The sequence below is a fragment of the Robbsia andropogonis genome (assembly GCF_000970345.1).
Taxonomy (GTDB): Bacteria; Pseudomonadota; Gammaproteobacteria; order Burkholderiales; family Burkholderiaceae; genus Robbsia; species Robbsia andropogonis.
In genome coordinates, this window is the sequence record NZ_LAQU01000001.1 from 70,982 (window position 1) to 93,573 (window position 22,592).

Annotated in this window: 17 protein-coding genes and 5 pseudogenes; 14 read left to right on the forward strand and 8 right to left on the reverse strand. The window is 58.6% G+C overall.

Going from position 1 to position 22,592, the window contains the following annotated elements; translation table 11 throughout:
• The first annotated feature begins 8 nt into the window (after positions 1-8).
• From ybeY to WM40_RS00370, 9 genes are all read left to right on the forward strand, one after another.
• On the forward strand, positions 9-572 hold the full coding sequence (gene ybeY, locus WM40_RS00330; RefSeq protein WP_024902658.1) for an rRNA maturation RNase YbeY: 564 nt from the start codon (positions 9-11) through the stop codon (positions 570-572).
• 9 nt (positions 573-581) lie between these two features.
• Positions 582-1,232, forward strand: coding sequence for a gamma-glutamylcyclotransferase (locus WM40_RS00335; RefSeq protein ID WP_046151849.1), 651 nt, complete (start codon positions 582-584; stop codon positions 1,230-1,232).
• Positions 1,233-1,523: 291 nt separating this feature from the next.
• Positions 1,524-2,426: an HlyC/CorC family transporter gene (locus WM40_RS00340; RefSeq protein ID WP_024902656.1), complete on the forward strand. Its 903-nt coding sequence runs from the start codon at positions 1,524-1,526 to the stop codon at positions 2,424-2,426.
• Entirely contained in the window at positions 2,426-4,249 is a 1,824-nt protein-coding gene (lnt, locus tag WM40_RS00345) for an apolipoprotein N-acyltransferase (RefSeq protein ID WP_046151850.1), read from the forward strand. The genes WM40_RS00340 and lnt overlap by 1 nt, the downstream gene beginning before the upstream one ends.
• Positions 4,250-4,368: 119 nt before the next feature.
• Positions 4,369-5,313, forward strand: a complete 945-nt coding sequence (glyQ, locus tag WM40_RS00350; RefSeq protein WP_024902654.1) for a glycine--tRNA ligase subunit alpha — start codon at positions 4,369-4,371, stop codon at positions 5,311-5,313.
• 131 nt (positions 5,314-5,444) lie between these two features.
• Complete coding sequence (gene glyS / locus WM40_RS00355) at positions 5,445-7,589, forward strand: glycine--tRNA ligase subunit beta (RefSeq protein WP_046151851.1); 2,145 nt, start codon at positions 5,445-5,447, stop codon at positions 7,587-7,589.
• A gap of 39 nt (positions 7,590-7,628) precedes the next feature.
• A complete protein-coding gene (gene gmhB, locus WM40_RS00360; protein ID WP_046151965.1) occupies positions 7,629-8,246 on the forward strand; it encodes a D-glycero-beta-D-manno-heptose 1,7-bisphosphate 7-phosphatase in 618 nt (205 codons plus the stop codon).
• Between the two features lie 11 nt (positions 8,247-8,257).
• Positions 8,258-9,139, forward strand: coding sequence for a lysophospholipid acyltransferase family protein (locus tag WM40_RS00365; protein WP_082102341.1), 882 nt, complete (start codon positions 8,258-8,260; stop codon positions 9,137-9,139).
• Positions 9,126-9,971, forward strand: coding sequence for a M48 family metallopeptidase (locus WM40_RS00370; protein WP_052738088.1), 846 nt, complete (start codon positions 9,126-9,128; stop codon positions 9,969-9,971). The genes WM40_RS00365 and WM40_RS00370 overlap by 14 nt, the downstream gene beginning before the upstream one ends.
• 127 nt (positions 9,972-10,098) lie before the next feature.
• Here WM40_RS00370 and WM40_RS30985 read toward each other — a convergent pair whose 3' ends face one another.
• Positions 10,099-10,524: a hypothetical protein gene (locus WM40_RS30985; RefSeq protein WP_236693328.1), complete on the reverse strand. Its 426-nt coding sequence runs from the start codon at positions 10,522-10,524 to the stop codon at positions 10,099-10,101.
• 878 nt (positions 10,525-11,402) lie between these two features.
• Between WM40_RS30985 and WM40_RS28450 the strand changes: the two are divergent.
• The 3 genes and pseudogenes from WM40_RS28450 to WM40_RS30990 form a co-directional block, all read left to right on the forward strand.
• A pseudogene (locus WM40_RS28450) lies at positions 11,403-11,741 on the forward strand (prolipoprotein diacylglyceryl transferase); the annotation flags it as partial.
• A 486-nt stretch (positions 11,742-12,227) separates the two neighbouring features.
• The gene (locus WM40_RS00385; protein ID WP_157685634.1) at positions 12,228-13,628 is read left to right on the forward strand and encodes a hypothetical protein; all 1,401 of its coding nucleotides are present in this window, start codon (positions 12,228-12,230) and stop codon (positions 13,626-13,628) included.
• Between the two features lie 56 nt (positions 13,629-13,684).
• Positions 13,685-13,910: pseudogene (locus WM40_RS30990) on the forward strand (transposase); the annotation flags it as partial.
• A 518-nt stretch (positions 13,911-14,428) separates the two neighbouring features.
• Here the strand turns inward: WM40_RS30990 and WM40_RS00395 are convergent.
• Both WM40_RS00395 and WM40_RS00400 read right to left on the reverse strand, forming a co-directional pair.
• A pseudogene (locus tag WM40_RS00395) lies at positions 14,429-14,692 on the reverse strand (transposase); the annotation flags it as partial.
• A gap of 26 nt (positions 14,693-14,718) precedes the next feature.
• Positions 14,719-16,479: a hypothetical protein gene (locus WM40_RS00400; protein WP_157685636.1), complete on the reverse strand. Its 1,761-nt coding sequence runs from the start codon at positions 16,477-16,479 to the stop codon at positions 14,719-14,721.
• 396 nt (positions 16,480-16,875) lie between these two features.
• Between WM40_RS00400 and WM40_RS30995 the strand changes: the two genes are divergently transcribed.
• A complete protein-coding gene (locus WM40_RS30995; RefSeq protein WP_236693346.1) occupies positions 16,876-17,844 on the forward strand; it encodes a hypothetical protein in 969 nt (322 codons plus the stop codon).
• Between the two features lie 11 nt (positions 17,845-17,855).
• Here WM40_RS30995 and WM40_RS32720 read toward each other — a convergent pair.
• A pseudogene (locus tag WM40_RS32720) lies at positions 17,856-17,975 on the reverse strand (IS30 family transposase); the annotation flags it as partial.
• 18 nt (positions 17,976-17,993) lie between these two features.
• A pseudogene (locus WM40_RS32390) lies at positions 17,994-18,146 on the reverse strand (hemagglutinin repeat-containing protein); the annotation flags it as partial.
• A 144-nt stretch (positions 18,147-18,290) separates the two neighbouring features.
• Between WM40_RS32390 and gloA the strand changes: the two are divergent.
• On the forward strand, positions 18,291-18,698 hold the full coding sequence (gene gloA / locus WM40_RS00410) for a lactoylglutathione lyase (RefSeq protein WP_024902644.1): 408 nt from the start codon (positions 18,291-18,293) through the stop codon (positions 18,696-18,698).
• 102 nt (positions 18,699-18,800) lie between these two features.
• Here the strand turns inward: gloA and rsmA are convergent, their stop codons facing one another.
• The 3 genes from rsmA to WM40_RS00425 all read right to left on the reverse strand — a co-directional run bounded on the left by rsmA (position 18,801) and on the right by WM40_RS00425 (position 22,527).
• Entirely contained in the window at positions 18,801-19,691 is an 891-nt protein-coding gene (rsmA, locus tag WM40_RS00415) for a 16S rRNA (adenine(1518)-N(6)/adenine(1519)-N(6))-dimethyltransferase RsmA (protein WP_024902643.1), read from the reverse strand.
• Between the two features lie 8 nt (positions 19,692-19,699).
• Positions 19,700-20,986 (reverse strand): 4-hydroxythreonine-4-phosphate dehydrogenase PdxA, encoded by a 1,287-nt coding sequence (gene pdxA / locus WM40_RS00420; RefSeq protein WP_082102344.1) that lies wholly within the window; start codon positions 20,984-20,986, stop codon positions 19,700-19,702.
• A gap of 167 nt (positions 20,987-21,153) precedes the next feature.
• A complete protein-coding gene (locus WM40_RS00425) occupies positions 21,154-22,527 on the reverse strand; it encodes a peptidylprolyl isomerase (RefSeq protein WP_024902641.1) in 1,374 nt (457 codons plus the stop codon).
• Between the last annotated feature and the right edge of the window lie 65 nt (positions 22,528-22,592).

The window sequence follows — 22,592 nt, forward strand, 5'->3', positions numbered from 1 at the left end:
CTACCGCCATGACAATCGAAGACGCCGCCCCGGGCGCGGACGATATCGACGACGATCAATCCTCCGAGCCGCCAAAACTGACGCTTGAGGTGCAGTTCGCCGCCCCTGCGTTTGCCGCGCATCGCAAACTGCTGACGAAGCCCGTACTGACGGAGTGGGTGCGGGCTGCAATCTTCGACGACGCGGCACTGACACTGCGCTTCGTCGATTCGGACGAAGGCAAGGTATTGAACCGCACCTACCGTGGCAAAGACTACGCGACGAATGTGCTGACATTCGCCTACGCCGAATCGGAAGAGGACCCCGTGACCGGCGATATCGTCCTTTGCTGCCCCGTGGTGGAAAGTGAAGCGACCGAGCAGGGCAAACCGCTGCTGGCGCACTATGCGCATCTGGTCATCCACGGCGTGCTGCATGCGCAGGGCTACGACCACGAAGACGATGAAGAGGCAGAGGAAATGGAGGCCATCGAGACCGAGTTGCTCGAAAGCCTGGGCTTCCCTGATCCTTACGCGGACGATGTTGAAGACGACGATGGCGCCGAACCAGCCGCCCCCCGCGTGCTGCATTGAAGGCGCCCCATGTCGAATCTTGATGAACGCGACAGCCTCGCTGGCATTTACCCTCCTCCGAACGGCGCGGTTGTCCATTTATCAGAGGCGGACCTTGCGGCGTCACGGCGGCAGGCATTTGCGTCGCACGCCGAAGCCGACGACATCTGGATCTTCGGCTATGGCTCGCTGATCTGGAACCCCGGCTTGCCCGTCCTGGAAGCGGTACGCGCCCGCGTCCATGGCTATCACCGCGGCTTGTTCATGTGGTCCCGGCTTAATCGCGGCACCGCGGAACAACCCGGTCTCGTCCTGGCGATCGATCGCGGCGGTTCCTGCTCCGGCATGGCTTTCCGGCTTGCCTTCGCCGGAAGCACGCCGCACTTGGAAACGCTATGGCAACGGGAAATGTCACTCGGCGCCTACCGCCCTGCCTGGCTTTCCTGCCGGCTGACCGATGGGCGCCAGGTCCGTGCGCTCAGCTTTGTCATCCGCCGCGATTCCGCGGCGTACGCCGGCTTGTTGCCGGACGCGGTGCTGCGCCATGTCATGCGGCAGGCCAGCGGCATCTACGGAACCACACGCGAATACGTCGAGAAAACCGTTGCCGCCTTGCGGGCGGCCGGTATTCCAGATCCGCACCTGGAACGGCTGCTCGCGCGCTGCGTCGATCCAACATGATGATGACGGGACAATGACAAATCGTCGATGAAATAGTCGAGTCGGCAAAAAACGCCACCGCTTGCCTGACTGAAAGGCCGTGCCATCCCATGGTAGCCGGGCTTTTCTGGCCGATCCCCGCCGATAGTGTATGCTTCCAATCTTGAACGTCACCATTGCGTCCAGACACCCCGGCCGCCTTCGTCCGTCTGCTGCTGCGTCCGCCTGCCTGCCTGCCGCCTTTTCGGCATGTCTCGGCTGGCTCAGGCGTGGCCTCGCGCCGAGACGTGCCGCCGACGGCGACGCTCCACCATGAACGACCCATATCCTAGTAGACGCAACACCGATAGACCCCGTTCCCTGCTCGAACGGTTGACCGACCTGATCTCTCCGGAACCGGATTCGCGGGCCGAGTTGCTCGAAATCCTGCAGGATGCGCACGAGCGCAACCTGATCGATGCCGACTCCCTGTCGATGATCGAAGGAGTTTTCCAGGTTGCCGAGATGAGCGCGCGCGACGTAATGGTGCCGCGCGCCCAGATGGATGCCATCAATATCGACGAATCGCCGGACACCTTCCTGCCGTTCATGCTCGATAAGGCCCATTCGCGCTATCCGGTCTATGAAGGCAGCCGCGACAACGTGATCGGCGTGCTGCTGGCGAAGGACCTGCTGCAGTTCTACAAGGAAGATGCCCCGGAACATCGCGAGACGTTCGATGTCCGGTCCATGCTGCGCCCGGCTGTCTTCATTCCTGAATCGAAGCGCCTCAACGTGCTGCTGCATGATTTTCGCGTCAATCGCAATCACCTGGCCATCGTCGTTGACGAATATGGCGGTGTCGCCGGCTTGATCACGATCGAGGACGTGCTGGAGCAGATCGTCGGCGATATCGAGGACGAGTTCGATTTCGACGAGGAAGAGGACAATATCATCGCCGCGCCGGATGGCCGTTACCGTGTGCGCGCCTTGACCGAGGTCGCCCAATTCAACGAGGTATTCGGCGCAACCTATGGCGACGACGAAGCAGACACGATCGGGGGCCTTGTAACGCACCGCTTCGGTCGCGTGCCGCACCGTGGAGAAGCCATCGATATCGATGGCTTCTCTTTCGAGATCCTGCGCGGTGACGCCCGGCAACTGCACGTACTGCTGGTCACCCGACTACCCGAACCGTCGCTACAGGACGGTGACGGCTCGACGCACGACAACTGATGCGCGACGAGACCACCGACCGCGCCCAGCGACCAACCGGTATCGACACATCGGCGGCCGCTCGCCGTGGACGGCTGGCACGCATGGGCGCAGCCCTTGGCACGATCGGCTGGCGGCGCACCGCCAGCGCGCTCGGCCTCGGCGTGTTATCCACCCTCACCTTTGCCCCGGTACCGCAAGGCGGATGGTTGCAATTGCCTCTGCTGGCCGTGCTGTTCGGACTGCTGGCATTGTCGCGCAATCGGCTTAGTGCGTTGATCACCGGTTTCCTGTTCGGTGTCGGCAATTTTGTCAGCGGCCTATACTGGCTCTATATCAGCATGCACCACTACGGTGGCATGCCGGCCGTGATGGCCGGCGCCGCTGTCGTCCTGTTTGCCGCCTACCTGGCCCTATACCCGGCGTTGGCCTGCGGCGCCTGGTTTGTCGCCACCCCCCTGTCGAACGATCCTGCCTCGGTCGGCCCGCTGCGGATCACCAGCTCCGATGCGGTGACCAACAGCGCCGCCGCTCACGCGACGTCATCCGATGTGTCGGCAGCGGACCTTTCCGCGTTCAATGCACCCATCCGAGGTTTGCCCTGGCGCCCCCTGCGCCTGGATCGCACACCGAGCCGCCCGGTGCGCGCGCGCCGCATCGGGCGACTGCTGTTGTCGGCGGTGCTGTTCGGGGCGACGTGGGCGTTGGGCGAATGGTTGCGCGGCACGGTGTTCACCGGTTTTCCCTGGTTGTCGATCGGCTATGCCCAGGTGGATGGCCCGTTCGAAGGGTTTGCCGCGCTCGTGGGCGTGTATGGCGTTGGATTCATTACCGCCACCTGCGCGGCACTGCTCACCCAATGTGTTTTTGGTGTTCGCCGGCATGCCAATCTCACCGGTGTGGTGTGCGGCAGCACGGCGCTCGTGCTCGTTGCGCTTGGCCTGGGGGGACGCTGGCTGCACTTTACCCATCCCGATACCGCCCCCCTGACCGTTCGGCTGTTGCAAGGCGACATTGGGCAAAGCATCAAGTTCTCCCAAGCCGGCCTCGACCATTCGCTGGCCCTGTACCAGCAATTGATCACCGCGAAAGCCGCGGACTTGATCGTGACGCCGGAAACGGCCTTGCCGATCGTGATTAACGATACCCCGGAACGTTTTGCCCAGGCGACTCGGGCATTTGTCGATCGCACGGGCTCGTCGCTCCTCCTCGGCGCGGCGGGCGTGACGGACCGCGACGGGCATCTGTCCTATACGAACTCGACATTCGGTCTGAGTCCGGGGCAGTCGTTGTTGTATCGCTACGATAAACACCACCTGGTGCCGTTCGGCGAATTCGTGCCCTGGGGCTTCCGGTGGTTCGTGCAGTTGATGCAGATTCCGCTTGGTGATTTTGCCCGCGGCGCGCCCGTGCAACCGCCGTTCATCGTCAAGGGCGAGCGCTTTGCAGTCAATATCTGCTACGAAGACTTGTTCGGTGAGGAAATTGCCGCCAATCTGCGCGGACAGGCAATGCCGGCAGGCGTGCTGGTGAACTCGACGAACCTGGCGTGGTTCGGCGACTCGATCGCGCTGGACCAGCATCTGCAAATCTCGCGGATGCGGGCTCTGGAAATGCAACGCCCTGTGATCCGCGCGACCAATACCGGTACGACCGCCGCGATCGATGCCAACGGTGACGTGCAAGCGCGCCTGCCCGCGGAAACGGTGGGCGCCTTGGACGCCACCGTGCAAGGGATGCAAGGCACCACGCCGTATATCCGATTTGGCAACGTACCGGTGCTGGTCGCCGCGCTGGTCATCCTGCTTGGTGCCTTTGCCGCCGGGCGAAAGCGCCGGGACTAGGCTCCCTGGCGTCATTGGCAGGAAATCCCAGGCCGGGACCCGATGAAAGAGGCTAGAATCGAGGGTTTCCGAGCCGCGTCCCGCCGCTCTCGACCGCTTTTGACGCTTTTCGTTTTTCCATGCTCACTTTCCAGCAAATCATCCTGACCTTGCAGTCGTATTGGGACAAGCAAGGTTGTGCGATCCTCCAGCCCTACGATATGGAAGTGGGCGCGGGCACCTCGCACACCGCCACGTTCCTGCGCGCAATCGGCCCCGAACACTGGCGCGCCGCCTATGTGCAGCCATCGCGTCGGCCGAAGGATGGACGTTACGGCGAAAATCCGAACCGCCTGCAGCACTATTACCAATTCCAGACGGTCATGAAACCGGCCCCGGACAATATCCTGGAGCTGTACTTTGGATCGTTGAAGGCGCTGGGCCTGGATCTGCAGCAGAACGACGTGCGCCTGGTGGAGGACGATTGGGAAAACCCGACGCTCGGCGCCTGGGGACTTGGCTGGGAAGTCTGGCTGAACGGGATGGAAGTCACCCAGTTCACGTACTTCCAACAGGTGGGTGGCATCGACTGCATGCCGGTGCTGGGCGAGATCACCTACGGTATCGAACGCCTGGCGATGTACCTGCAGAAGGTCGAGAACATCTACGACCTGGTCTGGACCGAATGGGAAGAAAACGGCGAGCGTCGCGTGCTGAAATACGGGGACGTCTTTCACCAAAACGAAGTAGAGCAATCGACCTACAACTTCGAGCATGCCAACGCGCCGATGTTGTTCGATTTCTTCACGCACTACGAATCCGAGGCAAAGCGGCTGATGGAAGTGCCGCTGGCGCTGCCGGCCTACGAAATGGTGTTGAAGGCGGCACACACGTTCAACCTGCTCGATGCCCGCGGCGCGATCTCGGTGACCGAGCGTGCCGCGTATATCGGCCGAATCCGGACGCTGGCGCGAACCGTGGCGCAAGCGTATTACGCCTCCCGCGAGAAACTCGGCTTCCCGATGGCGCCGCCGGAAACACGGGCCTTGATGACCCCGCCCGCCGCAACCACTAAGGCAGCCTGACCCTGCCCCATGCCATGTCGCACGCACCGCGCTAGGACACACGGGCACAGGAGCGGGTGAACGCCTGCAGCAAAAACCGCTGCAACACGGATTAATGGACGGGCTTGCTCCAGTCCCGGATCGAATCTTGAATGACCATGACGCACACAGCCACGCTACTCGTTGAACTCCTGACCGAGGAACTGCCGCCGAAGGCGCTGGCCCGCCTTGGCGACGCCTTTGCCAGCGGTATCGCCACGCGCCTGGCGAATGACAATCTGATCGATACCGTCACGACAGGCAACGCGCCGGTCTTCACCACGTTTGCCACGCCGCGCCGCCTTGCCGTACTGCTTCCCGGTGTGCGATCACAGGCAGCGGAGCAACGCGTGCGCCAGAAAGTGCTGCCGGTACAAGTGGCGCTCGATGCAAACGGCCAGCCCACGCCACCATTGGCAAAGAAGCTCGCGGCGCTGGGATTTCCCGACATCGGCGTCGACGCACTGGAGCGCGCGCCGGATGGCAAGACCGAGGCGCTGTTTCTGAACTACACGGCCCCCGGTGCGTTGTTGGCCGACGCGCTGCAATCAGCGTTGACGGAGACGCTCGCGAAACTGCCGGTACCGAAGATGATGACCTACCAGCGATATACGCCGGGCAAGGTGGAAGTGGTGAATTTCGTGCGTCCGGTGCATCGCTTGACGGCACTACACGGCGATGCGATCGTCCCGGTCTCGGCCTTCGGCCTGCCCGCGGGGCGCACGACGCTTGGCCATCGTTTTCTGTCGGATGGCGAGATCGCACTGCCCGATGCAGATACGTACACCGATGTCCTGGGACAACAAGGCCGGGTGGTGGCAAGCCAGGCCGCGCGGCGCGAATCAATCGTCCGCCAACTGCGTGACATCGCCGGAGACGATCAGGTGATCATGCCTGACAGCCTGCTCGATGAAGTCTCGGCATTGGTCGAATGGCCACGCGTCTACGCCTGCCATTTCGATGACGCGTTCCTGGAAGTACCGCAGGAATGTCTGATCCTGACGATGCAGACGAACCAGAAGTATTTCGCGCTGACGGACGCCGCCGGCAAGCTGCGTTCGCGCTTCCTCGTCGTGTCGAACATCGATACCGACACACCACACGACATCATCGAAGGCAATGCCCGCGTGATCCGACCGCGCCTGGCAGATGCTCGCTTCTTTTTTCAGCAGGATAAGAAGAAACCGCTGGCCGATCGCGTTGCGCAACTCGGCAATGTCGTCTATCACAACAAGCTGGGCTCGCAGTTGGCACGCACCGAACGGATGGTCGCGATTGCCGAAGTCATTGCGCCGCGCATGGGTGCGGACGTGACACTGGCGGCACGCGCCGCACGATTGGCGAAGGCGGACCTGATCACGGACATGGTCGGCGAATTCCCCGAGCTGCAAGGCACGATGGGCACGTACTACGCCCGCCACGACGGCGAGGCGGCGGAAGTCGCACTCGCATGTTCGGAACATTACCAACCGCGTTTCTCCGGTGATACGTTACCGACGACGGCGACCGGCACCGTGGTGGCGTTGGCGGACAAGTTGGAAACGCTGGTGGGTATTTGGGGTATCGGCCTTGCTCCTACCGGTGAGAAAGATCCGTTCGCGCTGCGGCGGCAAGCGCTGGGCGTGCTGCGGATTCTGATCGAAAAACAGTTGCCGCTCGACCTGCGCGCATTGCTGCACGCCGCCTATGCGCCGTTTGCAACGATGGCGACCGTGACGGACCCGGTGGATGCGCTGTACGGTTTCTTCCTCGATCGACTGCGCCCGTTGCTGCGTGACCGTGGCTATGCATCGAACGAAATCGAAGCCGTGCTGTCTGATGCGCCCACGCGCTTCGATGACGTCATCGCGCGCCTTGATGCCGTTCGTGCCTTTGCGTCACTGCCTGAGTCCGACGCGCTCGCCGCGGCGAACAAGCGGATTGGCAATATCCTGAAGAAATCCGAAGATGGCGTGGTGGCATCGGGCATGACCGTCGAGTACGGTGTGCAACCGGCGCTGTTGCAGGAAGCCGCGGAGACAGCGTTGTACGGAGACCTGGAACGCGTGGCGCCTGCGGCACGCGCGCACCGCGCCGCAGGCGAGTATGCACAGGCGCTGACGGTGCTCGCCGGTCTGCGTGGAAGCGTCGACGCCTTCTTCAACGACGTGATGGTCAACGCCGAGGACCCGGCCCTGCGGGCCAATCGACTGGCGTTGCTGCGCGAGCTGCATGCCGCGATGAACGCGGTCGCGGATATCTCGAAACTGGCGAGCTGACGGCACCCGGCCGGGTTCCGGATGGCGGCGGAGAAAACGATGGGTGTATACGGCAATCAAGACGGACAGCGCGGCACGGCACACGGCCGCAAGCTGGTCGTGCTCGACCGAGATGGCGTGATCAATCACGACTCGGCCGCGTTCATCAAGTCACCCGATGAATGGCAACCGATTCCCGGCAGCCTGGAAGCCATTGCGCGGCTGAATCGCGCCGGTTACCGGGTTGTCGTGGCGACGAACCAGTCCGGCATTGGTCGCGGCCTGTTCGATACCGCCATGCTGAACGACATTCACGAGAAGATGCATCGTGCCGCTGCCGCGGCCGGTGCACGGATCGAAGCGGTGTTCTTCTGCCCCCATACCAACCGCGACGCCTGCCTGTGCCGCAAGCCACTGCCCGGCATGATGCACGAAATCGTGGAGCGCTACGACGTGGCCGATGCCTCCAAGGTGCCGATGGTCGGTGATGCGTTGCGCGACCTGCAAAGCGGTGCGGCGGCGGGTTTTGTCCCGCACCTCGTCAAGACCGGCAAGGGCGCCAAGACACTGGCCGATGCCGAGACGCAAGGCGCCGACCACGCGCTGCCGCCCGGGACGCGTATTCACGACGACCTGCGGCAATTCGCGCTGGATTTCCTGGCGCATCACGTGGATTAAGGACTGGGGTCATGCGCCTGCTGCGTTCCGTGTTGTTCCTGTTGTATATGTCTTTGCTGACGCCGGTTTACGCGATCACTTGTCTACTGGTCTTCGTGCTGCTGAATGCGCACCAGCGTTGGTCGATGGTCCGCGTCTGGTGTCGACTTTCGATCAATGGCGCGCGCGCCCTTTGCGGCATCCGATATCGCGTGATCGGCGAGGAAAACCTGCCGGACCGGCCCGTGGTCGTACTCGTCAAACATCAGTCGGCCTGGGAGACCATCGCCATCCCAGCGTTGTTGCGCGGTCCGCAGTGCTACGTCTTCAAGCGGTCCCTGCTTTATATTCCGTTCTTTGGCTGGACGCTGGGTCTGCTGAAGATGATCCATATCGACCGCAAGCAGGGGCCCCGGGCATTTGCGTCAGTGATCCGCCAGGGGAAGGAACGGATCGCCGATGGGTCGTCGGTCGTGATGTTCCCGGAAGGCACGCGCACCCCTACCGGCGTGACGGGCGTCTACAAGTCGGGCGGTGCGCGGTTTGCACTGGCGACGAACGCCGATGTCGTACCGATCGCCCATAACGCCGGACGCGTCTGGCCACGTAACACCCTGGTTAAGCATCCGGGCCTGGTGACGATCTCCATCGGGCCGGTGATTCGCACCGCCGGTCGCACGACCGACGACGTCAATAACGAAGTGGCTGGATGGATCGAAGCGGAGATGCGCCGAATCGATGCGTCCGCATATGCGTCGGAGAAAGTCACGGGTGCCTCGGCTGCGATCGATACGGCGAGTGCCACCGCCGCGCCTGCCGCGTCGACGGCAACCGTATCACCGGCAGCGCAGCAGGACGCGGCATCGCGCGTTTCCCCGTCTGCCGGCAACCCACCCGTCGATGCGACTTCTTGATCTGTTCCGGCGCCATCCGGACCCGGCTTCCGGGGGCACAGCTCATGGTACTCCGCCAAAAGCCGGGACGACCCGTCCGCCTCAGACGCGCCTGGTGCAGAAACGCCAGATCATGCTCGGAGATCGATGCATCGATTACACCCTGAAGCGTTCGTCGCGCCGCACCGTCGGCTTTGTAATCGATCGGGAGGGGCTGACAATCACGGCACCGTTGCGGCTTTCGTTGGCCACGCTGGATGAAGCGATTGTCTCGAAGCAAAGCTGGATCATCGGCAAGCTCGACAACTGGCTGGCCAAGTTTGCCGCCGAGCCGGCCGGTCCGATTCAATGGCAGGACGGCATGCTATTCCCGGTTTTCGGGGAGCCATATCATTTACGGATCGTCGCGTTGGCGACCGGACGGCGGACGACACAAGTCATTGCCCAACCGGTATCGCGGACGTTGACGCTGATGGTCCGCGACCCGTCAGATGCGGAGATGGTGCGACTGGCGTTGCTCCGTTGGCTGCAAGGCGAAGCGCGGCGCGTGTTCGCGGAGCGCCTTGATCATTACGCGGCGCGGATGGGCGTGCGCTACGCAGGCCTGGGCCTGTCATCGGCACGCACACGCTGGGGCAGTTGCTCCAGCACCGGACAGATTCGACTGCACTGGCGGCTGGCGCATGCGCCCATGACGCTGCTGGATTATGTCGTCGTCCATGAACTGGCACATCTGCGAGAAATGAACCACAGCGACCGCTTCTGGGCGATTGTGTCGCAGGAGATGCCAGATTACAGTGAACGGCGCGCTCGCTTGAGGGGACCCAATGCGGACTGGTTGCCGCATTGGTGATGGATTGCCCCAGAAATTTACGTTGGGTCTCCCGATCACGTTATCCAAGAAAATAGTGCGTAAATGCATTACCGGATATCGTCATGCGTCCGCGACAATCCGGCGATGGCAAGTCTGGCCGACAATGTCAGCCGATCTTGAAAGCAAAATTGCGGATATTATCGACAGTAAGCGGCATATTGTTCATTGGATGCTTTGGCTTGCTGACAAGATATTCCGCAAGCTTTTTCATGTCCATGAACACGAGGTCCTTGTTGACATCGGCCTGATAGGCTTGCGGCGTGCTAGAGGCAACTTGTGCCAACCCGATCACCTGCTGATTCCGATTACTCAAGGACAGGTCCTCTCCGAAAAGGCAGGCCGTTGCCTGGTCCCGATCAGATTCCCCCTGGCAGTCCTCTGCATCCTTGAACCCCATGGCTTCGGCATCGGCTTTCGAGATCACACGCAACTCGTCGAATGCCGCGCAGATATTGTTGTAGTTCTGGATATATTGTTGCAGCGCTGCCTCTAACGCTTGGCGATTGCCTCTCTCCGGAACTACGGCCGACAAGATATCCTCCGTTGAGGCGGCAGGATTTTGGGTACGAATTCTCCAAGCAAATTGAACGTTGCTTTCCGCATTGCCTCGCCTCGGAATCACGAGCCTAGGCCGTACCTCTTCTCTACGTCTTCCTGTATCTCGCGGCAATGCGCCCTGTTGCGCAACGCCGCGCGCGCGTGGTGCGTCACGAGGGATTGTGGCGCGTGCCGCAGGCGGTGCATCGCCAGACGAGGCACCGCCTGCGGTGTTGCGCACACTCATACCTGTTCCGCGAGAGAACATAGGGGCACGCCGCGGTATGTCACGTATTGCACCGGACGGCGGCTCCGCGCGTGAGGAGGAAGGCGCAAATTGTGCAAGGGCCTCACGGAGTGCAATCGCAAGGGGTTCGTGATCACTGACACCAAGCATCACGAAATTTGGGAAATGCCGATCAAGAACACTTTCCGCCGTCCTGTCATAACGGGCGGTATACCCGTTCATCGTATTGGACAACATGGTATGCACATCGGCCAGGTCGACGTTGGCATCCCGGAGTTGCGTAATGATCTCGTTGACGCGCAAGGCGGAATTGGGGACAGGAAAACGGTGCGCTGCCGCCGGCGGTACGGCGCGGCTCGGCCTTGAGGGTTCAGGAGCGACACTGCCGCTCGCACGACTTTGTGGTTCGGGACCGTGTGGCTCCTGCCCCGCGCTGATGTCCGCTGCTTGCTCACGAATTAGCGCCAAAGATCGCTGAAGTCTTGGGTTAGCGGTCCGTGGCGGTGACGCGGACGTAGACGCCTGTTCAGTGCCTTGACCGCGTTGCGGCGTACCGGTTCTTCTGAACGGACGCGTCAAAACACCTAAAACGGATTGCGTATCCCGCCGAAGCCATCGCGAAAGGATTGACGTCGGTCTACTCGATCCACGGCTTGCTGCCGCGTCATCCATCCGAGCTGTATGAAATGGCGTTGGAAGGGTTTGTGCTGTTCATTGTGATGTGGCTGTTCTCGCGCAAGCCGCGGCCGATGGGCGCAGTGACCGGTTTGTTTATCGTTGGCTGCGGTATTGCGCGACTCCTTGTTAAAATGACGCGGTAACCGGATGACTTTCTTGGTTTGTTGGCGCTCGGTTTGTCGATGGAGCAGTGGTTATCCTTTCCGATGATTTTAATTGGTATTGGCACAATCGTATGGGCGTATAAGCAGCGTACATCGGTCGCAGAATCGTCTCCCGCCGCTTAATGTCTTCGACCGTGTTGCCGGTTGATCAATGCAATTATTTCCCAATACACCGCCGTCTTCCTATTTCCACTCCGCGGGTTGTGGCTCGCGCTGCACGTCACCGCATGGGTCGCATCCCAAACGCTTCGCCCCACGCGGCTCCGAGAATTGTTTAGGGTACGACCACGTACGTTCCATGGTCTACATTTTCGCGCACACAAAATGTGACCATGTGACGTTATTTTACGAATGACGTCGATTAGTTATCATTCTGTACTTTTTAATCCATAAAAATCAATAGCTTAATATTTTTGATATCGATGCTCTGTCGATATTTTGATGTACATATTTCGATTTTATGATTATTCCCTCTGCCATTGGGTCTATCGATTTTTTATTTCGATAAGCCTATATTTAATTTATTAAATATTTCAGAGACAGATTACTTTTCGCGGATGATTTATTTCAGGGGCATGACAAAACGCTTGACCTGAATAGGAGAATTTTGTGTACGCATCATCGAACAAATTTAGCGGACCGTCGCTTAATAATGCACCTTTGGATCTAAACTTAAATATTGGAAATAGCGAAGAGTTCTCTGATATAGACAATATATCCGCAGACGCGCTTTCCGAAAATGCAATGTCTGAAAAATTAAGCCAAGCTCTAAAGAGCCTTGAAAAATATCCCAAAAACCCTTCAAGCACATCTAATAATGTCGAGGAGCTTCTTAAAGAGAAAGACATTAAAAAATCGAAGAAATTGCTCACTAAAATGACTTTTGAAGATAAGCGAAAACTTAACAAAATAATAGTGGAAGAATTGGAAAGAAATGAAGGAATAGCAGAAACGCATGAAGTTTATGAGAAATTTCTTGTCCTTTTTGAAATAAAAGCGAGGCCCGGATTTGTCACTCCGCTTCTAGATCGTCCTATAACAAATTATTCTTTCTATTCAGTAATTGCTGAAGAAAAAGAATTGGACCAGAACGGTCGTTGGAGAGCATATGGCACCTTACACGCTGCTTTTGGTAACGAAGGCGCAAGTGGGCACCTCACCGACATGGAGGAATTTATGCCGGATGTGTCCAAACCGGATATCACGTTTGATACCCGCATTCGCTATTATGCCAAAGCCTTCAAGCAGGTAGTAACCGCCGTTAAAGACGCGGCGCAATCCAGACAAAAGGGATATGTTAGCTTGCAGGGAAGAACCAACCCGTACACTGTTCTTGCCGAGGGTAGGGCGAGATGCGTTCTTCGGAATACCAATAACGACACCTATGGGATACTCTTTTTTTCTCGAGCAATCAAGCGAAAGCAACAGAAAGATCGAGAGACAACAAGGCATTATCACGTATCAACGCTGTATGCACTGAATGCTGAAAAAGCACTAAAAAATTTGAAAGAAATAAAGCAGGAACTTATTTCTGAAAATTCTGTGACAGAAAACGATCCGAGTAATGTGGACAAAACCATAAGAGGTGAGTGGGACTTAGCAGGTACTCTGTCTCAGTTAGAAGATATTGACAGGTTCATAAATGAACTCAAAAATAAAACTACATCAGCGGCAACGGGCTTGGAAAATCCTGAAATGAGTCAAGATGATGTTTCTGAAAGATACGGTCTGGAACAAGGAATCGAAAAATTTCGAGCCTTAATAAAAGAAAACGAAGGACTCACGTGGCTAACTTACGATAATTTAAATAAAATTAGTAAATCTTTTGGAAAAGAGAAAATTATTCTTCCACTTGAAGTAAAATTTACATCTAAACAAAATAAAGAAATAATCGCTATAGTGAAAATCTATAGAAGTAAATCTGCTAGAACTAAAGTTATGGATAAAAAAATTGATGCGTTCTACAAGGACATCCTTGCGCGCGCTAAATTTCCTCCAAAAGAAAGATAAAAAATAAATAAGAGTGGCTAACCTTAATCAGGCGAGTCTAATATCAGCGTGAGTTGATGGGTCATATCTTGTCGTTCACAACGAGACGAAAAGTAAGCGATGAAGTATGGGCGGCGCTTGAGCCTTTGATTCCGACGGTGATGCGACTTACGAACAAAGGTCGGCCGCCGAAAGATTTCAGATCGGGCGGCTTTCCATGGCATCTTGTATGTGCTGCAAACGGGAGTGCCTTGGGAAGATCTCCCACAAGAACTGAGCTTCGGCTCGGGTATGACGTGCTGGTGGACTTCCCCGGTTCTGCGCCCGGCGTGTGTGAGTTTGACTCGCGTTTCCTTCGGTCACCGCCCTTGGCTCCACCCACTCCGCAGCAAGTTTCCCGGCGTTGTTCGCAGGCTTCGTCGCGACTATGGCGGGGTCTGACTTCTCACGTCCGTACATCATCGGCCTCGGCTCCTCACCTTCCCGATGCGGGCCTGGTCAATGATACTGATCCAGGTCAAACGTGAGATCTCCCGGTTCCCGCGCAAGGCGCTTGTGTGCATGCCAGGTTCTACGACCACGCCGGATCGGTCGGCACTCGCGCTGTCGCACCGCCCCCTGTTGCTTTCCACGTACTGGAGCGCGTCAGCATCCGGGATATAAAACATTTCGTGGCTCCCTGGCTGGCCTACACATTCCCCTACCGACGCTTCGCTGACATCCTCGCGAATGCCCGCGCACGGCTCGGGGGCGATGTGGTTCGCTATACCTTCATCGTAGTGGACTCTCACCACCTACACCTTGCCGGTCTCCCGGCGCACCCAGTACGGATTCTCGACCCATTGCCACACCACGTCCTCATCAAACAAGTCAAACGCATGCTGCAAATACAGCAAGCCCGCGATCAAACGTGGGGAACTTGCTGGCCTGCTGCGCTGAGATACGAAGCTCGCGCCCATCACGCCGTGCAGTCGCTCCCAATCAATCAGCTCAATGAGCTTCATCAGCGGACGATTCAAGTTGATCTGTTCGCGTAGCGGGTGCCGGAAGAAATCTTCCTGCGGCGCAGCCTTCTTCGACCCCATTCAAACCTCATCAGAATTTGCAGGATTCAATGCGTCATATGCCTGTTCCTTGCAATTCCTTCAACCCCGTTACCAGGCCAAAGCTTTATCTCGTGCGGCTCTGCGAATTGTTCAAAGCCGACCACGGTACAATCGCTGGCGGCAGACAAGGCAGCTAGTCGAGCGAGTGACACAACGTCATTAATGAGCTGATCTTCCGTCGCAACATAGCGGATACGATACGCGCCGTTCAAGTGAGTCCCGCTCACCCAGCGTGATTCATGGCGTGCGAGACGCCCAGTGCTGGCCAAATAATGCGTCCGGTCGGTGTGACTTGCCTCTGGGAAAATCGTTGGTCCGATGGCGGAGGCGACTATGCTAGCTAGCAGGTCCGCCGCGGTACCCGCGTCGGACTCTACTGCCAACTCATAAAGCGCGAACAACGCGGTACCGGCAATGTGTGGTGAGCGCATCGCTTGGGAAAATTTGATAAGGAGCGTTGCGTTCGAGTCATCGATACCGTGAGCGAGCGGTTCAAAAAACTGACGCCTCAAGGCCGCGAAGCGGTAGTGATCCCGATTCAGCCGATGCCGTTCGTCGTAGTCCAAATGCATCGATCGGAGCGGACTTTGTGGATCTGTGCGGGGTAATGGTATGACCGGTACTGTCGCGTTTTGTACGGTTGAAACTGTCGGGTCGATTGTATGCGTGGCGTCCACGGGTAATACAGGAGCCCTCGCGTCGACGACTGCCCAATCCCATTCGATCGCAGGGGCCCGTGTGTTTGACGTCCACTGCCATCGCATTTTATTAGGGAGCTTTAGCCCATGGAGTGCCTCCGGTGCGGCCAAATCGGTCGGATCAAACGACGACACCTGTCTGAACTTCGTGAAAGACGAAGGCCTGTAAGTCAGCTTGTAGGGAGACGCGCTGATGTCTAACGTAGTCCTGGCCGTACGTATGCGCGAGTGGAGCGCGCGGCAAAATTGCCCTACATAGCTCTCCGGTTCGCCAGGGCGCTCGGCATAGCCTAACAGTGCGCAACTGATAAAGTTGACCGCGAAGATGTCGTCGTCAAAGCGAAATAGTGAAAAAATCTCTCGATCCAAGTATGCCGCCATTTCATGCGCGTTGTAGCCTTTTATCTCGCGTCGGATGAATCCGTCTTTCTCTGATCTCTGCGCACCATGTGCAACCACAAACACACGCACATGGCGGCCTGTGATGTGTGATGCTTCGGCCCATGCGTTGAGCGGCACGGCATACATGCTTCCCGTCGGCGTTACCGCCGACCTCTTATCGATAGAGGGTGCGTGTTCCCGCCATCGCCATTCAAAACCATAGCGCACTGAATGTGGCGTCTCCTCGTGGGATAAAAGCAATAGAGAGCCGGGCCTTTTCACCGCTTCTTTCACTGCGATGTCACGGAGTTGTGCGTCTTTGCTCGCTTGGAAAACGATATTAATCTGAGTGGGTGGTGCCACAGCGCGAGCGTTTAGCATGCCATCGAGAACCTTGTTACCGGTGCTTTTTCCGTGCTTTAAGGCTTCTTTGACTGCTTCTAAAACATGGTGCCGTGCCACTGCGCTGAGCGCCGCGGCAGTGTCTTCAACATGGGTAGGTATGGCAGATAGCCGGTTCGGCGTAGACATGTCGCAGCGACCACCAAAGTCGATATTTACGGCTCGAAAACCCACCGATGCTCCTTCTATGGCAGCAGCGTTATGTCGATGGTCAGGACACAATGCACTCGTGCTTCTTGGCACCTCGACGTTTTTGGCCGAGTTGAGTGTGGTTGTTGCGAACATCTACCGGTTCCCTTTTTCGTATTTATGCATTTATAACGCCTTATTATCTCGACGCTCGAACCTCAGCGGTACCTAGCCGATTCGTCACTAAGCGTTTAGAGTCTTGAGATAGCCGTTCAGGGCATGGTCTTTTCCTGTCGTCAAAGCAATACTTATCGCTTTTCCCCTGTTGAAAATGACCTTTTCAAAATTGACCTTTATCGAAAAAGCATCTAAAAGAATGGACGCTCGTTTTCTTATGGAAGAATGCTGCATAGCTGACCTGCACTGATGGGATACATAGCTCCTTCTCGTTTGTGTGACACGGTAAGAGACATTAAATCCAGCAAGAAAAATGTCCAATCGGTCGACGCTTTGTTCGATATGGCGGCCTTGGAAAGCGCTGATCAGAATCGTGTGAGCAATGAGGTCTCGACCGCCTTGTCATTGTTCGATTTCGACGATACGCCTGGTGCGTTGAACGATAGAAAATATGCGATCGGCGGCGCCGATGACGCGGTGGTTGGTCTGGCACCGGATCACGCAGCGGACGACGACGCTGATTTACGCACTATCGGACTCCCCGAGCCCACCGTCGACGCGCTGATCGATATGATGATTGGCGCCGATTCTCATGTGATTCCGCGCCCCAGTCCGGATGTCGACCTCCGGGCGCGTATCAGGACGGGCGTCGATGAAGCAGGGAATGCGGCACCCGCGTCCACGAGTTCGAGATATGCCAGTTATCCGATCATGCTCTTCTGCCTGCATACATCGTTGGAAACCATCTCGCAGGAGATGAACGACGTGACAGCGCTATGTTCAGAAAAAATAGAACAATACAAAACGGCGCGTGTAGCGCGCTACGAGGCTCATCAGACTGACAGCAAGCCGGGATTGAAAGCACCGCTCGCTGACGCCCCGGGGACGGACGGCGACATGTTGGCGCGTCGGAAAACCTGTCGGGACATGTTGCAAGGCGCAAGGAAAGCGTTGGAATCAACCGTTCAAAAAGCCAGTTCGATACTGCCACTGACAGTGGTATTTCCCAAAGATCGCGGCGATGCAAAGCGAAACGAGGCACCGCGGTCGCCTCCGGCGATCAGATTGAAACCGGGGCGACAAGTTACGGTAAAGCGCACATTCAGTTTTCCTATTGGGACGTCAATACGGCAGAAGGATAGGCCATTAAGAGAAGACACCAGGGTTTCAATGGATGACCTGCCGGCCCGTTTTTATAAGCCGGTCGTCACAACCCGATCCGTGACCGTTTTACGGACTGCAGACGACCAACGCGATCTAAACGGAAACGCCGACGTCCGCGAAGTCATGAAACATTTCAAGCTGACAACGTCGTATCCGGACCTTGAGAAAAGCGAAGAGTGAACCGCCGGATTGAGGCCGCCTCGCGGATGCGCGTAGATCGCCGCGTAGATGGTCTCATGACTGACGCATTGTTCTGGGGTATTGGGGTGCATACGCCGCCGTTTCGCCGCACTTTGCTGCGGCGACCAGCGTCTATAAACGTTCAAATTACCGCCAACTTCAGCCGACACACGCTGGCCACTCACATCCGAGCCGATGACGTTCGTATCGCCGCCCGACACGATCGAGAGGTGACGCAGGTCATATTGGCACGTAGCAAGATAGGTCCTTAGCGACAATACAACCTTGAGCGGTCCGGGCATGTCTGTGATCTGCGAAAGAACGAGCGTATGTAATCGATAACGTCACCAGCGTGGCGAGGCGTTGCCCGCCAGCCCAAAGCACGATGTCGCCCGCATTGGTAAAATCGTGTGCTTGTACCTCACTTACCGGTCCCCGAAAACACCATGAGAATCCTGCACACAATGCTGCGCGTCGGCGACCTGCCCAGGTCCATCGACTTCTATACGAAAGTGCTTGGCATGAAACTGCTGCGCCAGCATGAGTATCCGGAAGGCAAGTTCACACTCGCCTTTGTCGGCTATCGTGACGAATCCGAGGAATCGGCTATTGAGCTGACCTATAACTGGGGCACCGAAAAATACGAACTCGGCACCGCCTATGGGCACATCGCGCTGGAAGTGGATAACGCCGCCCAGGCATGCGACGATGTTCGCGCACGCGGTGGCAAGGTCGTCCGCGAAGCGGGTCCGATGAAGCATGGCACCACCGTCATCGCCTTTGTCGAAGATCCGGACGGCTATAAGATCGAGTTGATCCAGAAGAAAGTTGGCGCGCAAGGCGCGAAGGACTGAACGCGCATGATCACGTGCACTGCGCCGCGCTTGCGTCGAAGCGGCAGGCGAAGTGCGCGACATCGGCATTGCAACTGAGGCAATGCGCGATAGCCTGGCTGTTTACGCAGCGCCCGTGGTTGCGCGTGATGCCTGCACATGCTGCGCCACCGTAACGTATTCGTGCACCGGCACGTCCTCGGCGCGACGTGACAGATCGAAACCCAGCGCATCGAAATCGATCTCTTCGCGATAAGGGCCCAGCGTATTACGCAGCATCTTTCTCCGCTGCGAAAATGCCGCCGTGACCACCGCCGCGAACACACCTTGATCGACGTCGGGCAGGTCTTCCACCGGATGCGGCAACATCCGGACGATCGCGGAATTGACTTTCGGCGGTGGATCGAAAGACCCCGGGGGCACGTCCATCAGCTTTTCCATCGAATAGCGATACTGCAGCATCACGCTCAGTCGGCTATACGCCTTGCTACCCGGCTCCGCGATCATCCGTTCCACCACCTCGTCCTGCAGCATGAAGTGCTGGTCGATGACCCGGTGCGCCACACGCATCAGATGAAAGAGCAAGGGGCTGGAGATGTTGTAGGGCAGGTTACCCACCACGCGCAGCAACGGTGAGGACGACGTATCGTCACCCTCACCGCCGGTGCCGGTAACCGCAGTGAAATCGACATTCAGGGCATCGCCCTCATGCACGATCAAGCGCTGGCCGAATGTCGCATGCAGCCGCTTGATCAGATCGCGATCCAACTCCACCACATGCAACGGCTCATAGGTCAGGGCACCGTCACCGTTACGTTTGCCGGCCTCCAGCGTTTCCAGCAACGGCGTGGTCAATGCGCCAAGACCCGGCCCGATCTCAACGATCGTTTCGCCCGCGCGTGGCGCGATGCACCGGACGATGCCGTCGATGACACCCTGGTCAACGAGAAAGTTCTGCCCGAAGCGCTTACGCGCGAAGTGCCCTTGCACCGGGCCACGATGTGATCCACTCATGATTAACTCTACTTTGAAACGTCGGGCCGGTGCTCTCCGGAGACATCGTCGAAAGACATGCCACGCGGCACGCTTTTTTCCTTGCCGGCGTGTACATGCCGGTTGCGCGCCATCTGCACTGCGGTGTCGATGGCCGCCAGCATGCTGCCCGGGTCGCCGCGCCCGCTGCCGGCCAGATCAAGCGCGGTACCATGGTCCACCGAGACGCGCACGATCGGCAATCCTAACGTGACATTGATACCCTCACCGAATGTCGCGTACTTCAACACCGGCAACCCTTGATCGTGATACATCGCCAGCACGCAATCGGCGTCCGCGAGATGGCGCGGCTGGAATAACGTATCCGCGGGATAAGGCCCGCGGGCATCGATACCTGACTGCCGTGCGCGTGCCAACGCGGGAGCGATCACGTCGATCTCTTCACGTCCCAGATAGCCGCTTTCTCCCGCGTGCGGATTCAATCCCGTCACCAGGATACGGGGATGCGGGATCGCGAAGTCGCGGCGAAGATCCGCATCGATGATCTCGAGCGTGCGCACCAGCATCTCCATGTCGAGCGCCTGCGGCACCTGCGACAACGGCAAGTGGGTAGTCGCTAACGCAACGCGGAACATATACGAGGCGGCAAGCCGCGCCGTTGCCGGGGAAACGGTGGCCGTGGACAATACCGCCGCATGCATCGACGACGACACGGGCCCCGCCAGCATCATGACCACACGTTCGGTGCCGGTGCGCTCCGCCAGGTATTCGGTATGACCGGTAAACGGTACGCCGGCATCGTTGATCGTGCTCTTCTGCAACGGTGCGGTGACGATGCCATCATAGGCTCCCGACAAGGCACCATCGATCGCCAGATCCAGCAAGCGCAATACATAAGGGCCATTGCGCGGATCAAGCACACCGGGCGTCACGGGCGCATCCACGGAAGGGCCGTCGACGGTAAAGCAACACCTTTCGGGCGCGGCCGTCGCGCCACGCGCGCCCATCGCCGACCGCCCGAGCCCGGCATCCGCTCTGTCCACCTCCACCTCCACCTCCGCACCCGCCGTCCCGCCATCGGCGTCACGGCCGTACCCTCTTGCCACATCCAGCCCCGCCGCACGGGCACGGTCGCGTAACATGGCGGCATCGCCAAGGACGACGAAACGGGTGTCCCCCCAACGGCGCGTCCGCTCACCATATGCAAGCGCCGCCAGCGTCAGTTCGGGGCCGATGCCCGCCGGTTCGCCCGTCGTAATTGCCAGCGTCAGCGGTTGGCCACGCCCTGCTGGTTCGTCAGCGCCTATCGCGTCCATCGCTGCGCTCCATCCTCTCGGTACCTGTGCTTCTCTGAAAAAACCAAAAGAACCAGGGGGCGATCCCCGGCTTCATGCCGATATCGCCCCCTGGTTCCCAGACCCTGCTCAAATGTCGCGCCTGCGCCGCCCCGCCATGTGCAACCCGGTGGTGCGCAACGCTCGGATCAGTTGTCCTGCCCGTTCAGCATGACCTTCACGTACGCCGAATCATACAACTGCCGCAGCCAGTCACCATACGCCTGCTCGGATTTCCGCGAGCCCACCGCTTGACGCGCCGCATCTTCCTGTTCCGCCGGCGATGCCGAGATCTCGCGGCGACCCAGTACCTCGATCAAGTGATAGCCGTAGCGCGAACGCACCGGATTACTGATCTGCCCAGGCTGCAACGTGTTCATCACGCGCTCGAACTCCGGCACCGTCTGACCCGGATTTACCCAGCCCAGATCGCCGCCGTTGCCGGCGGAACCATCCTGCGACGTGGTCTTGGCAAAGTCGGCGAAGCTACCCTTGCCGGATTCGATCGCTTGCCGCACGCTTTGCAGCTTCTGCAATGCCGCCCCTTCGTTCCCGCCATCCTCCACGCGGATCAGGATATGCGCCACGTGCGTCTGCGTAATCTTGTCCTGCGCATGGGCTGCCGGACGCCGCGCCTCCAGTCGCACCACTTCAAAGCCATCCGCCGTGCGAATCGGCTCCGGGGCAACCTGACCCGGCGCCAGACGGGATACCGCCTCGACATAGGCCGGGGGCAGATCGGCTTGCGGCTTGAAACCCAGGTCGCCGCCCTGCTTCGCATCGTTTGCCGCGGAATTCGACCGCGCCAGGCGCGCGAAATTGTCACCGCTACGCGCGTCCTTGATCAAACCGGCCGCCTTCTGCTGCGCCGCCTGTACCTGCGCATCGGTTGCGTTCGCCGGCACCGGCACCAACAAGTGCGCGAGGTGCAAGTCAGGCGGTGTCGTCGTTACACCGCGCTGGCTCGCGATGTAGTTCGCCACTTCACCATCGGACACGGTAATCTTGCTGTCCACCTCGCGGCGACGCAGCTCGTTCAACGTCATTTCGTCGCGGGCATCGCTACGGAACGTATCCCAAGGCACACCCTGCGCTTCCACCCGCGCCCGGAATTCCGGCAGCGGCAGACCATTGGCCTGCGCAAGGCGCTCCAGCGTCTGGTCCACCTGGGCGTCGGTGATCTGGATGCCATCCTGCTCCGCCTGCTGCATCTGGATCTCGGACATGATCATCTGCTGTAACACTTGCTGACGCAAATCATTGTCCGGCGGCACTTGCACACCCGCCTGGCTTTGCATGCGGTTCTTCACCATCTGCATACGCCGGTCGAGTTGCCGCTCCGTGATCACACCGTTGTTCACGATCGCTACAATGCGATCCACCTCGACACCGGGCCCCGTGGGACGTACGGTCTGCGACGTCGCGCCCTTCAACGCCTGCGCGTGAACCGGCATGGTCACGCCGAGCACGCCAGCCATCATCGTTGCACTGGCCAGCCACGCTAGCCGTATAGTCTTCACCATCACGAACGTCGACTCCTTGGGGTTACCGCATTCGGCGAAAAAATCAAATCGCGAGAGTATCACGC